Annotated in this window: 12 protein-coding genes and 1 pseudogene; 12 read left to right on the forward strand and 1 reads right to left on the reverse strand. The window is 37.7% G+C overall.

The genetic code is table 11. The annotated features are described in order from the left end of the window. Positions 1–289: 289 nt before the first annotated feature. A complete protein-coding gene (gene trxA, locus AAV97_RS19025) occupies positions 290–616 on the reverse strand; it encodes a thioredoxin (RefSeq protein WP_004827886.1) in 327 nt (108 codons plus the stop codon). A 293-nt stretch (positions 617–909) separates the two neighbouring features. Between trxA and ppx the strand changes: the two genes are divergently transcribed. The 12 genes and pseudogenes from ppx to AAV97_RS19080 all read left to right on the forward strand — a co-directional run bounded on the left by ppx (position 910) and on the right by AAV97_RS19080 (position 13,005). Next, the gene (gene ppx, locus AAV97_RS19030) at positions 910–2,430 is read left to right on the forward strand and encodes an exopolyphosphatase (protein WP_005030896.1); all 1,521 of its coding nucleotides are present in this window, start codon (positions 910–912) and stop codon (positions 2,428–2,430) included. Positions 2,431–2,537: 107 nt separating this feature from the next. Continuing rightward, entirely contained in the window at positions 2,538–3,362 is an 825-nt protein-coding gene (locus AAV97_RS19035) for an acetyl-CoA carboxylase carboxyltransferase subunit alpha (protein WP_004827891.1), read from the forward strand. Next, positions 3,299–4,678, forward strand: a complete 1,380-nt coding sequence (gene tilS, locus AAV97_RS19040; RefSeq protein ID WP_081409770.1) for a tRNA lysidine(34) synthetase TilS — start codon at positions 3,299–3,301, stop codon at positions 4,676–4,678. Before AAV97_RS19035 ends, tilS begins: the two co-directional genes overlap by 64 nt. Then, positions 4,675–5,505: a pyrroline-5-carboxylate reductase gene (gene proC, locus AAV97_RS19045; protein WP_004827895.1), complete on the forward strand. Its 831-nt coding sequence runs from the start codon at positions 4,675–4,677 to the stop codon at positions 5,503–5,505. Before tilS ends, proC begins: the two co-directional genes overlap by 4 nt. Before the next feature lie 25 nt (positions 5,506–5,530). Next, positions 5,531–6,100, forward strand: a complete 570-nt coding sequence (locus AAV97_RS19050; protein WP_004827896.1) for a YggT family protein — start codon at positions 5,531–5,533, stop codon at positions 6,098–6,100. Positions 6,101–6,808: 708 nt separating this feature from the next. Then, positions 6,809–9,466 (forward strand): type VI secretion system Vgr family protein, encoded by a 2,658-nt coding sequence (locus tag AAV97_RS19055; RefSeq protein ID WP_228136569.1) that lies wholly within the window; start codon positions 6,809–6,811, stop codon positions 9,464–9,466. Beyond that, on the forward strand, positions 9,426–10,607 hold the full coding sequence (locus AAV97_RS19060; RefSeq protein WP_171249396.1) for a hypothetical protein: 1,182 nt from the start codon (positions 9,426–9,428) through the stop codon (positions 10,605–10,607). The genes AAV97_RS19055 and AAV97_RS19060 overlap by 41 nt, the downstream gene beginning before the upstream one ends. A gap of 44 nt (positions 10,608–10,651) precedes the next feature. Beyond that, on the forward strand, positions 10,652–11,656 hold the full coding sequence (locus AAV97_RS19065) for a hypothetical protein (protein WP_042090168.1): 1,005 nt from the start codon (positions 10,652–10,654) through the stop codon (positions 11,654–11,656). A 116-nt stretch (positions 11,657–11,772) separates the two neighbouring features. Next, positions 11,773–11,988 carry a hypothetical protein gene (locus AAV97_RS19070; protein ID WP_042090132.1) on the forward strand — a complete coding sequence of 72 codons (216 nt, stop codon included), beginning with the start codon at positions 11,773–11,775 and terminating at the stop codon, positions 11,986–11,988. 203 nt (positions 11,989–12,191) lie between these two features. Beyond that, positions 12,192–12,536, forward strand: a pseudogene (gene arsC / locus AAV97_RS19075) (arsenate reductase (glutaredoxin)); the annotation flags it as partial. Continuing rightward, entirely contained in the window at positions 12,515–12,589 is a 75-nt protein-coding gene (locus tag AAV97_RS21625; RefSeq protein WP_227560563.1) for a hypothetical protein, read from the forward strand. The pseudogene arsC and the gene AAV97_RS21625, both read left to right, overlap by 22 nt. A gap of 95 nt (positions 12,590–12,684) precedes the next feature. Next, positions 12,685–13,005: a metalloregulator ArsR/SmtB family transcription factor gene (locus tag AAV97_RS19080; RefSeq protein WP_042090135.1), complete on the forward strand. Its 321-nt coding sequence runs from the start codon at positions 12,685–12,687 to the stop codon at positions 13,003–13,005. The last annotated feature ends 5 nt before the right edge of the window (positions 13,006–13,010 follow it).

Genomic DNA, 13,010 nt, shown 5'->3' on the forward strand with positions numbered 1-13,010 from the left:
AAGTCGCCAACAGTGCAATAGGTGAGTTGATGTTGTATAGACACAAAAACAAACTCAGAGTCTATGTAGTTCTTTCGAGGAGAAATATGTAAAACAATTTCTGTTGCCGAACGGCGATCTTATGTGTTGTCCTTTAAGAAACAGGCAGAGAATCCTTATGTTCCTTGAGCATGAAATATAAGTGAGATCAACAAGTTTGTCAAATTATAGTCGAAAAAAAATACGCCAGAAAATCAAGCGTATTTTTTGTTTTTGCAGATTTATACAAATAATCTATAAATTCAGCAAATTAAATATTTTCTTCGATGAAAGCGGTCAGTTTAGATTTCGGCACCGCACCGATTTGTTGAGCAACCACTTCACCATTTTTAAACATCAATAATGCTGGAATGTTACGGATATTATAGTTAACCGCAGTTGCTTCGCATGCCGTCACATCCACTTTAACAATCTTTACTTTGCCTTCAAATTCTGTAGAAAGTACTTCAAGAACAGGTGCAATCGCTTTACATGGTGCACACCAACCTGCCCAGAAATCTACAATTACAGGAATATCTGATTCAAGAACGTCTGCTGCGAAGTTGTCATCAGTTGTGTTTACGATATTGCCAGACATGGATTTTGCTCCAAAAATATTTTAAAGATGAATCAATCTATGAAGCTAAGTATTACATAGACATCTTTAACAATGTAGGGGAATGTTTAAATTTTCATTCTTATTTGTGAGAATGTCCAATTGATGCTCACGATATTTACAATCGGTTCCTTAGAAAACTCAATCTAATTGTCACATAATTGTCATATATGCTGAAAAAATAATGACTCATCAAATTGTCTAAATAAATGGCTTTTAAAAAGCGTGCATGTGAATTAATCTAAGCAACAATTCAGTATGAGTTTGTATAAATAATGTCTGATTTTTTGATTGATGAAGAATTACTTGCTGCCATCGATATGGGGTCGAATAGTTTCCATTTAGCAATTGCTCGAGTGGATCATGGTGAAGTTAAAAAAGTTGCTTCGATGTCAGAAAAAGTTCAGCTTGCTGCTGGATTGGACGAGAATAAAAACTTAACTGAAGCAGCGCAACAACGTGGTTTAGCCTGTTTGGCACGTTTTGTAGGAAGATTGAGTTCAGTGCAACCGAATCGTTTACGGATTGTTGCGACGAACGCTTTACGTCAAGCAAAAAATGGGCATGAATTCATTCAAAAAGCAGCTGAAATTCTACCTAAACCGATTGAAATCATTGCAGGACGAGAGGAAGCACGTTTAATTTATTTAGGTGTGTCTCATACCATGGTCAATAGTGGGCGCCGTCTGGTGATTGATATTGGTGGTGGTTCTACAGAATTAATTATTGGTGAAGAATTTGAGCCAATTCATACTGAATCTTTACAAATGGGATGTGTGGCATTCACAAAAGCCTATTTCCCTGAAGGTGATATCAACAGTAAAGCTTTTGAAAAAGCAGTTGTTGCTGCACGTAAAGAACTATCTTCTATTGCCAATACATATAAGGCAGCTGGATGGGACACTGTGGTGGGTTCGAGTGGAACAATCAAAGCGTGTCGTCAAATTGCTGTCAATATGGGATGGAGTGATGAACAAGAGAATTTAACTCGAGAAGGTTTAGAAAAATTAAAAGACAAACTTTTAAAATTTAAACATATCTCCGATATGGAGTTTGATGGATTAAAAGAAGATCGTCGTGCTGTTTTACCTGCGGGTATTGCGATTCTCTATGCTGTTTTTGAAGTACTGAATATCGATAAGCTGGTTTACTCTGATGGTGCATTACGAGAAGGCGTCATGTATGACTTGCTTGGGCGTTTTCAACATGAGGATATTCGAGACCGTAGTGTGCAAGCGATGGTGGGGCGTTATGGTGCAGATGCCAAGCAAGCTGAACGTGTGGTTGAAACAGCACAACATCTCTTTAATGGTGTAGCAAATACCTTACATTTAAATAGTGATGACAGTGATCTATTGCGTCGCGCAGCTTATTTACATGAAATTGGTTTGGCGATTAGTCATAGTGGTTATCAAAAACACAGTGCTTATCTCTTACAGCATTCCGACATTCCTGGTTTCTCACAAATTGATCAGAATCATTTGTCACATTTGGTCGCTCACCATCGTCGTAAATTACGTACCGATGCCAAACTTGATGTGCTAAAAGTAGGTGGAAACAAGCTACTACACCTATGTTTGCTCCTCCGTCTCGCTGTTTTACTCAATCACAGTCGCAGTGATGAGATGCTTCCTGCCATTGAATTGACAGTGGATAATGCGCAACAATGGCAACTCAGCGTTTCTGGCGATGCCAAGCAATGGCCTTTACTGGTTGCAGATTTGCATGATGAGCAAGTGCAATTTAAGCATTGGGACATTGAATTGAATATTCAGTCGGAACAGTTTATCGATTAACTAAAGGTCTTGTGTTGATTGAATGAATTGTATAAACCATTCAATAGCACTTGATCCTGAACTTCCGATGTGTGAGGCATCGGTGAATTAGGGATAATACTCGACTTATGAAAAATAAAGCTGCTCAATCTAAAGCTTGGAAAACGGTTCAAATTGCACGTCATCCTGAACGCCCGCAATTTTTGGATTATGTAGGCGAAATTTTTACTGAATTCGATACCTTACATGGCGATCGTCTTTATGGTGATGATGGTGCAATGGTTGGCGGATTGGCGCGTTTTAATGGTCAGCCTGTCATGGTCGTTGGTCAGCATCGTGGTCGTAGTACCCGTGAAAAATTACAGCATAACTTTGGGATGTGTAACCCAGAAGGCTATCGTAAGTCACAGCGTTTGCTGGATATGGCAGAACGTTTTAATCTTCCAGTATTCACATTTATTGATACGATGGGGGCATACCCAGGCATTGGTGCTGAAGAACGTGGTCAAGCAGAAGCGATTGCAACCAGTCTTGCTCAACTTTCAAGCTTAAAAGTTCCTGTTATTGCAACAGTTTTAGGTGAAGGCGGCTCTGGTGGGGCTTTGGGAATTGGTGTGGCAGATCGTGTGGTTATGCTTTCTCATAGTATTTATTCAGTGATTTCACCAGAAGGCTGCGCTTCTATTTTATGGAAAACAGCGGACAAAGCGGAACAAGCCAGTGAAGCACTTGCACTTACAGCAGACAAACTCAAAGAGTTAGGTGTAGTTGAATATGTTGTCGATGAAGGCGAGGGAGCACATTTGCAACCATTTGAGGTTATGGAAAAACTCAAAGATGTGTTAAAACAAGCGCTTGATGAATTACAGCCTATGACTGCGGAAGATCGATGCGAAGCACGTTATCAACGTTTAATGAAGTTTGGCAGCGACAATTTAGGTCTCGCTTCTTAAAACAACACGCTCAATTTGCTGAAAATACGCATTTTCTCATCGGATGTAGTGGTGGCATGGATTCCATGTTATTGCTGCATTTGATGGTGCAGTTTTTCCCTCATCACGTTCGTGCAATATACGTCAATCATCAGCTACAAACAGCCAGTGATGAATGGGCTGATTTTGTTGCTCAACAATGTACCATCTTACAGATTCCTTATATTATTCAAAATGTTCAAGTTGCAGAAGGCAATCTTGAAAATCAAGCGCGTCAAGCCCGTTACGATGCTTACCTTCAACATATAAAAACCGACGAAGTATTGGTGCTCGCCCATCATCAACAAGATCAAGCTGAAACCCTGATTTTACGCCTATTATCAGGTGCAGGTGTTGCTGGATTATCTGCGATGAAATCAAAAGATCAGCGCGAACGATTGACCATTTGGCGCCCCTTGTTGGATATCTCACGTGAGCAGATTTGCCAATGGGGGCAACAGTTACAGATTGCCTATGTCAATGATCCGACTAATCTAGATACCCAGTATGATCGTGCGTGGTGTAGACATGAACTTTGGCATATTTTGCAAAGCCGTTACCCCAAAATGCAACAAGCATTGGCGCGCACCAGTTATTTGATGCAAGATGCCAATGAAATTCTCAATGAAGTGCTACAACAAGATCTTAGTTTCTGTGGAAATGAAGAAAAGCTTGATTTAATAAAACTCAAGCAATTGTCATTGGCAAGACAGCGCCAACTTCTATCTACATGGATGAAGGGACGGGACACCTATCGACCTGCTTTTGAAATGGTGCAGCGCCTACAGGATGAAGTGATTGACTCTAAAACAGATTCACAAGCAGCATTACATTGGAATCATTTCTATTACTTGCGTTACCAAAATCATTTATATCGCGTTGAACAGCAACACTATTTAGCAGCTCAATCGAAACAGCAAGTTCCCGAGCAAACATATCAATTTCAACTTCATCAGCAACTACAATTCACATCTGGTGTATTTCAAATTGAACGCTCTAAAATAGGTCTGTCTTTTGCATTATTTAATCAGAAGCTGACATTGAAACCACGTTTAGGTGGTGAAAAAATTCATCTTTATGGCAGAATAGGCGCTTGGCCTTTAAAAAAGGCGATTCAAGAAGCACATATTTTTCCTTGGATGCGTCATACAATTCAAATATTAAGTGTAGATAATGTTATGCTTGGGGTGTTTACACCAAATGGTTTTTGGTTGGCACAGTCTGAATACTGTGAAATCGGTGGTTGGCAACCAAATTTAATCTCTAAGATAAAAACTAAGGTCGAGTGTGATTCATGAGTGCAGCTTTAAATTGTAATATTACTTTCATTGGTGGTGGGAATATGGCTCAAGCCCTAATTGGTGGCTTATTGAGTCGTGGCTTACCTGCTACACGTATTACAGTTTCTGATCCCTTTGAAAAAATTCGACTGTTGTTACAAGAAAAAGATGTCCATGTTACTGAAGACAATATAGAAGCGATTAAACATGCAGATATTGTTGTATTTGCAGTAAAACCTCAAGTTTTAGGGAGCGTGCTTAAGCCCTTGAAAGGTTTACTTGATGATAAATTGCTGATCTCTATTGTTGCAGGTGCTGAAATTAAAACGATTTCAGATTTGACGGGCAGTGAGCGAATTGTCCGTGTAATGCCGAATACTCCTGCATTGGTTCAAACTGGTGCACATGGTATCTATGCCAATCCAGAAGTGAGTGCAAAAGACCGTGAATTGACCACGCAGGTTCTTGCGGCAACTGGTTTAACCCTTTGGGTAAATTCAGAGGCACAGATTGATGCTGTAACCGCAGTTTCGGGTTCAGGTCCTGCATATTTCTTCTATATGATGGAAAGTATGATACGTGCTGGTAAAAATATGGGGTTGGATGAAAAGGTGGCAACGGCATTGACTTTGCAAACCGCATTGGGTGCAGCACAAATGGCAATTACCAGTTCAAGCGCTCCATCTGATTTACGTAAAAATGTAACTTCCCCTAATGGGACAACTCAAGCGGCTTTAGAAGTATTTGATCGCGCTCAAATCTCTCAAAATATTCAAACAGCTTTGGCTGCTGCGCAAAAGCGTAGTCAGGAATTGGCTCAAGAATTAAGTGACAGTATTAAATAATTTTTGATTTTAGGAACGTTCAAGTATGGGTGCAAATTCTGCGCAAATTTTTGGCATTATTATTAACGTAGCGATTTTGCTCGTATTCTTTCGTTTTTTAATGCAATTGGCGATGGTCAGTCCATACAACCCTGTGGTGATGTCGACAGTCAAAGCAACCAAGATTGTAGATCTATTTAGCCGAATTTTTCCGACGATGGCGAAAGGGCGTGTCAATACGGCTGCTTTGGTTTTAGTGGTGGTGTTATATCTACTCAAAATCTTTGGCATGATGTATTTGCAAGGTGCAATGCCAAATAGTCCTGTACACCTCATTATTCTCACTTTTGTGACCATGATTCAGGACTTAATTCGCTTTTGTCGTTATTTAATTTTTGCGACGATTATTTTGAGTTGGGTGGTGATGTTTACTCAATCAAGATCGCCTTATATTGAAGTGATTCAAGAGTTGGCTGAGCCATTATTGGCGCCGTTCCGTCGAATTATGCCAAATATGGGGATGATTGATCTTTCTCCTATTTTGGCTATCTTGGCATTGATCATTGCTGAAAAAGTCATGGAATATGCTGCAATTGCGCTACTAACTGGTCTTTAATAGGCAGTATTCTTTTAGCGTCAAATAGATTGATGATCCTTTATAAAAAACCGAGTTGTATAACCAACTCGGTTTTTTTATAGTTTATTGATGTCTTTTTTAATCGTGAATTCAATTTACATCTATCGCCACTCTGTTGAAAAACTTATATTTTAAAATCAATGTGATGAATGCATTTTTGAATGAGCGAATGCTTTCATTGCTAAACCTTACATCTAAAGTCTAAATTGTTTTGTGTAGGTGATGCTTCACTTTGCTTAACTAATTTTTATTTAGTCGCTTTCTTGCGCTGTAAACAAAGCAGTGCTTTGTTTTTGCTTATATCCCCCCGCTCAACATGGCGACATTCATGTCTCCTCGCGATAACAAGACCATCTGTAAATCAAAAATACAAAAAACTGTTTCAGCAAAACTTTTTAAAAAAATCATATAAAAAGCATAAAGTTGATTAAGTATACATGCTTGAAATTAAAACCTTTGTATGAACAATTGGGCAATTTAGCTATATTTTTTAAGGTTTTATATTCTATCGTATTCAGTGATCTTAGCTTAGCTCTATCAATATTAGAGCCTTCAATAAAGACTTATATATCACATAAACGAACTATAAATTTATAAAAACTCATAAGGACATATTTAAATAAATCATATGAGACTAGACAGAATCGTATGTATACTGATCAATATTTTTAACAAATATTAAAAACTATGTTAAATAATATTTACTTTTTATTAGGAAAATTGGGATTAACAACACAAAAGCGTGCACTACATGCCCAGTTCAGTAATCATACTCTCAATGACCATGTATTCTTGCAATGTATTCATGGGACACATGCCATCAATGATGGGGTGAACTTACAACTGATTTGTCTATCTACGCAGAACAATATCGCATTAAAAAGCTTTATTGGGTGTCGTGTAGCCATTGATGTGGTCAATGATCGCTCCGAACTCAATCGTATTTCAGGGATCGTGACCAAAGCAGAGGTGGGTGCCTCTGATGGTGCGTTGACGATTTATCGCTTAACAGTAGAAGACCCAACCGCACTATGGAAACAGCGTAGAAACTCGCGCGTATTTATGAATATGTCTGCTTTACAAGTAGTCGAAGTTATATTTAATGAATGGCGAGACAGATCTCCACTGTTTGCTTCAAGTTTAACTTTGGATAAAAGCGGTCTAACTAAGGCTTACGATATTCGACCCTTCATTATGCAGAATAATGAACGAGATATAGATATTATTCAAAGGCTTCTAGCATCGGAAGGTGTGACCAGTTTAATTGATGAGACACAACTAAAAGTGTCTCATTTTAATGAACCCATCCAGCCTCAAAAGCTTCGATTGATTGATGACAATACTCAATACGAAAGTTTAGAACGACGCACGATCCGCTTTCATCGAAGTTCATCTGTAGAGACTCGCGATTCGATTATCAATTTTACAGGACAACGTTCACTTCAACCGACGTCTGTACATATTCAACGTTGGCAAGCCGATATTCTTGAAACCGAACAAGGTGCAGGCAATGTACAAAGCAAACATCAGCGCAGTGACCAGTACGATAACGCCAGTCTAGGTTTAGAACAAGTATGGCACTTTAGCCCTGCATGGACTCAAGACTTAAATGGGGAAGATGGTGCAACACCATCGGGTAACAGTCAGATCGAACGCTTTAACCAAAACATCAGCAACTACTACGATGCGCAAGCCAAACAATTTATCGCAACTTCAACGGTACGAGATGCGCAGGTGGGTTATCACTTTGAACTTAACCAACATCCAACTCTAGAGCTAAAAGATGTTGCCGATCGGCAATTTCTGATCATCTCCAAAACCTTTTATCACCAAAATAACTTACCCAAAGACTTGAGCCATCAAGTCGAAGCACTCATCCGACAAAGCCAATGGCAACTCGCCCATCTCACCACAAACAATAACGAAGAACGCCAAGCCAATCAGTTGGTGCTACAACGACGTAATATTACGGTTGTTCCTGAGTATAATCCCTTAACCCAAACACCCGCAGCCCATCCAATGCGAGCGAGAGTGGTTGGACCAAGTGGAGACGAAATCCATGTCGATGAATGGGGACGTATCAAGGTTCGCTTCCTGTTTACCCGCAATGAAGATCACAGCCATGATGGTGGTGCAGGTGCGAACGACAATGATACCGACTCAGCTTGGGTCGATGTACTCACGCCTTGGGCAGGCGAAGGCTATGGAGCACGCTTCTTACCGCGTATTGGAGAGTTGGTCGTGGTTGACTTCTTTGCGGGGGATATAGACAGACCTTTTGTGGTGGGACGTATTCATGAAGGATACCGTTATCCAACCAAGTTTGATGATAAAGGCAAGTTACCCGATACCAAGAAGTTGGCAGGGATTAAAAGTAAGGAATATCAGGGGAGTGGCTATAACGAACTGAGATTTGATGATACCACCAACCAGATCAGCAGTCAGTTACACAGCAGTCATGGGACAAGCCAACTGAATCTTGGCAACCTCAGCCATCCGAAAGAGACAGATAGAAGTGAAGGGCGAGGTGAAGGCTTTGAGCTAAGAACTGATCAATGGGGTGCAATACGTGCAGGACAAGGCTTATTGCTGAGTACTCACGCTCAAAATGGCGCATCAGGTAATCATCTAGATACAACCGAAGCCAAAAGTCAGTTAGAAAATAGTCTCAACAATTCAAAAGCTTTAAGTGAAGTTGCCAAACATCAACAAACTGATCCTTTAGACAATTTGGAACACTTAAAGTCTTTTATTGCAGCTTTGGAAAAAGATGATACAGCACAAACTAAAAGCCAAGCCGATGCATTTAAACAAGCACTTATGATATTGGCGTCACCAAACTCAATTGCACTTAGCAGTAATCAAGATATCCATCTCTCGGCAGATGGACAAATTAGCCATAGTGCGAGCGATAGTATCAACCTCAGTACGCAAAAGAGCGTAGTAGCACATGCGCAAAACAAGATTAGTCTATTTGCAGCGCAGGAAGGTGCAAGGTTATATGCTGGCAAAGGCAAAGTTGAAATACAAGCTCAGAATGATGGTGCAGATTTGATTGTACGTAAAGGCGTTCAAATCATTTCTACTGAAGATCGCATCGAATTTATTGCCAAGAAGAAAATAGTAATTCTATCCGATACTTCTATGCTTGAGGTGAGTGGTAAAGGTGTGCTTACAACAACACCAGGTTTGTTTGAAGTGAAATCTGGACAGCAGAATTTTTTGAGTGGTGAGAAAGTTTCAGTTTCTCTACCAATTTTACCATTTGGTTCTTTTAATAATACCTGCCCTTTAAAAGGTTGTTATGGGAATAATAATACTCAAAAAGATAAAAATAGTGATTAATGGAGAAAATATAATAATGACTATAGATCATGCACCCTATCCAAACTCAAAGGGCGAAGATATAAATACCCCTGCAATCAATAAACTTCCAAAAGTTCAACCTCCAGATTTTTCAAAAATTCAAGGGCATACTTGCACCAAAATTCCAGCATTTAACGAACGACAAAAGCGTTTTGAAAGTTTATCAGGGAGTTATTATCGAACCAAAGCTGATGGTTCTTATGAGGGTGTTGTTGAGTATGACCCTGAAGAAAGCTATACGGATAAACTTAAAATTGTTGAACAAGATGGCAAACAAAAAGTTGTCCCTTTTTATAATTATGGAGAGAGATCTAAAAATATTGATATTGAATTTGATTCTAAGAAAAATGTCCTCATTTTTTCTCGTAAACTTATTTTTATACTGAAAAAAGTGATAAATTCAGACAATGGTAAAGAATACCCTTACGAAAATCAAAAATCTACACAAAAACCCTATCAAATACAAGATAGAGAAATTACCCAAGAAACCATGCAATTTATTCAAGATAGACAAGATAAAGTGAATGAATTACTGAATTATGCTGGTTATTACCTAACACCAACGGATTGTAACATTGAAGGTGGGTGTACTTGTGTTGTTCCAATCATTATGAAAGTTACTATGCAAGTACAGCAGGCAAGTGAACCGCAAAACTTAATCGCTCATTATATCAACCTGTATCCTTCAGCTTCTCGTGCAGATGAGAGTAATTGGGGGGAAGTTGAGTTAAAAAATGAAAAGTTTACTAAACATGGAGAAACTAAAGTTATCAATGGAAATGTGATTTCTTCACCATCTATATTAGTTCAAGAAGAACGCACCCAAGATTCTACCGCCGTATTTCTACATGAAACTGCACACTTGTTTGGTTTTCCTGATGAGTATTTTGAGGGAGGGGGCGCAGTCCATAAGATGTATATTCATGCTGACACTCAAACTGTAGATATACATTTCCTTGAACCAAAAGATGATTGGAAACGTCAAGTAGATGGTCAACTCATGTCTTCAGCAGTACCTGGAACAATGCCAGTCATTCCTCCCTATTATTATGAACAATTTCGACAGTATTTTGAGAAAAAGACAGGTGTGAGATGGACAATCAAAAAATTAGTAAATTAATAAAAAAAATTACGTTTTGTTTTTTATTATTTGGAATAACCACAATGAATTACGCTGAAAATTTTAAAATTAAACATCGCTATGTTCAAGTTAATCACAGTTTTGGTATCCCGATGCAAACATGGAAACATGAGATTGTTGTCAGTAATGATGACTATATTGTCACTGGACGCTTAAGTGATATATTTTCAATTAAAAGCGATGACTTTGGTGTATTTAAAGTTCCATTAACAGCAGATTTAAAAAAAACAATGTATGAGGTTAATAAAATATTGAGAATTCCAAAAATTGACAAAATACTGGCAACCAGCAAGAAAGAAAAAGACTTTTATTATGTATTAGATCATGATACACCTCAAAAAAAATATGCAACTATTCAAGGGTTTGAAATCTATAATAAATGGAATATAAATGAATACCTTAAATATGGTAAAAAAAATCAAACTAATTTTAGCCAAAAGATCAGTGATTTTATTGAGGATTTAGATAGATTAGGATATTCAAAAGAAAAAAAGAAATTCGCTGATTTTTATGGAACAACCAATATTATTCCAAGAAAAGAAGGCTTAGAAGTAATTCTAACTTTAAAAAATGTAGGTCCTTTTGATGTAACTTTTTCTAATCCATCACATTGGGGGGATATTGCTAACCTTGAAGAACCTTTTAATGAAAATAAAATATGGTATGAAGTCCGTTTAGGTGCACAATGTCATGAAAAGTCATGTTGGACTAGATTAGCATTACAGTCTGAATATCTAATTAAAAATGATTTTTCACCTGAAGAATTAGCAAAATATTACTTTATATTAAAATCAAATAGTGAAAGAAATTTTCGTTATTTAATACCCTACAATAAAATTACGACGACTTTTACCAATGGTGAAATAAATTCCAATCGAACTAAAGAAGGTTATATTCACTTTGATCAAGGATTAGCACTTAAATTAACTTTTTGGAATATGGATGTCGATTTTGGGGGAGTTTTTTCAAAAAGAGTTTGGAAAGAAGAAAAAGAGTCACAAATCAAAGGTTGGATAAATTTGGAGTAGATTATGTTTATTATCACAGTATGTTTTTTAATTTTTTGTATTGTGTTAAAGGTTTATCATTATCAAAATGCATTTAAAGAAAATAACCCATATCCAAAGGATTACTTTGAGAAAAAATGAAAATAATTGAGGGCAAAGTAAAGAATTTAAGAATTCAAAAAACTAAATATGAAGTTCTAAAAAATAATGGTAAACAAGCTACCGTATCTGCTGCATTGGGTACAGCTGTAGGGAGTGCTGCTCTAGCTTCACAAGCCGTTTTAGTTGCCGACAGTCAATGGGATGTAAAAGAGTGTATAGCTATATGTGAATTAAGAGCTACATCTCTTTAAATCCGATATCTAGAGCATCAAAAATAGAAATATTTTGCTGACTTACAAGGTTTCTGACTTTCATTTTCAGTACAGATCATGCTTGGTTTGGCTTTAACGAGTTTGTTAACTTAGAGCATTTTTAGCATATAGATATATGGGTTTGCATATATATGAAAACTCGTATATAAAGGTGTTATAAAATCTCAAAAGAGCTTAATTCGATGACAACTTCATCAAATGTGAAGATTTATCACAACCCAGCTTGTGGGACATCTAGGAATACTTTGGCTTTGATCCGTAATACAGGGATCGAGCCAATTGTGATTGAATATCTCATTACACCACCTAGTCATGACGAATTAGTTAAATTGATTCAGGACGCAAAATTAACAGTGAGAGAGTCCATTCGTCAGAATGTAGATCCTTATCGGGATTTAGACCTTGATCGTAGTGATTTGAGCGATGAGCAGTTACTTGGTTTTATGCTTGATCATCCAATATTGATTAATCGACCATTTGTTATTACTGAATTAGGCACTCGCTTATGCCGTCCCTCAGAAGTTGTTTTAGATATTCTACCATTACCTCAGAAGGGTGCTTTTACGAAAGAGGATGGTGAAAAAGTGATTGATGAAAATGGTCAACGAGTGAATTAAAAATTTTACTTTTATATATGATTATCTGTATATCCAAATAAGTGAATAGGAATTAAGAATGGACCAAGTTAATTTTTTTAAATGCTTATCAGATGAAACTCGACTCAATATCGTGACTTTAGTCACTGAGAATAAAGAATTATGTGTTTGTGATTTGACTGAAAAGTTGCAACTGAGTCAGCCAAAGATTTCAAGGCATTTAGCGTTATTGCGTTCCTCTGGTCTCTTACAGGACAGAAGACAAAGCCAATGGGTGTATTACAGCATCAATCCGCAGTTACCAACGTGGTGCCATGACGTTCTGAATCTTTTGGTAAGCAGTCAAACCTTAGCGAATAAAGCTTCCCAAAATATCCAAATAAATAGTTATTGTGAGTAACAGAA

The sequence above is a fragment of the Acinetobacter sp. Ag2 genome, from assembly GCF_001005515.1.
In the GTDB taxonomy this organism is placed as follows: domain Bacteria; phylum Pseudomonadota; class Gammaproteobacteria; order Pseudomonadales; family Moraxellaceae; genus Acinetobacter; species Acinetobacter bereziniae.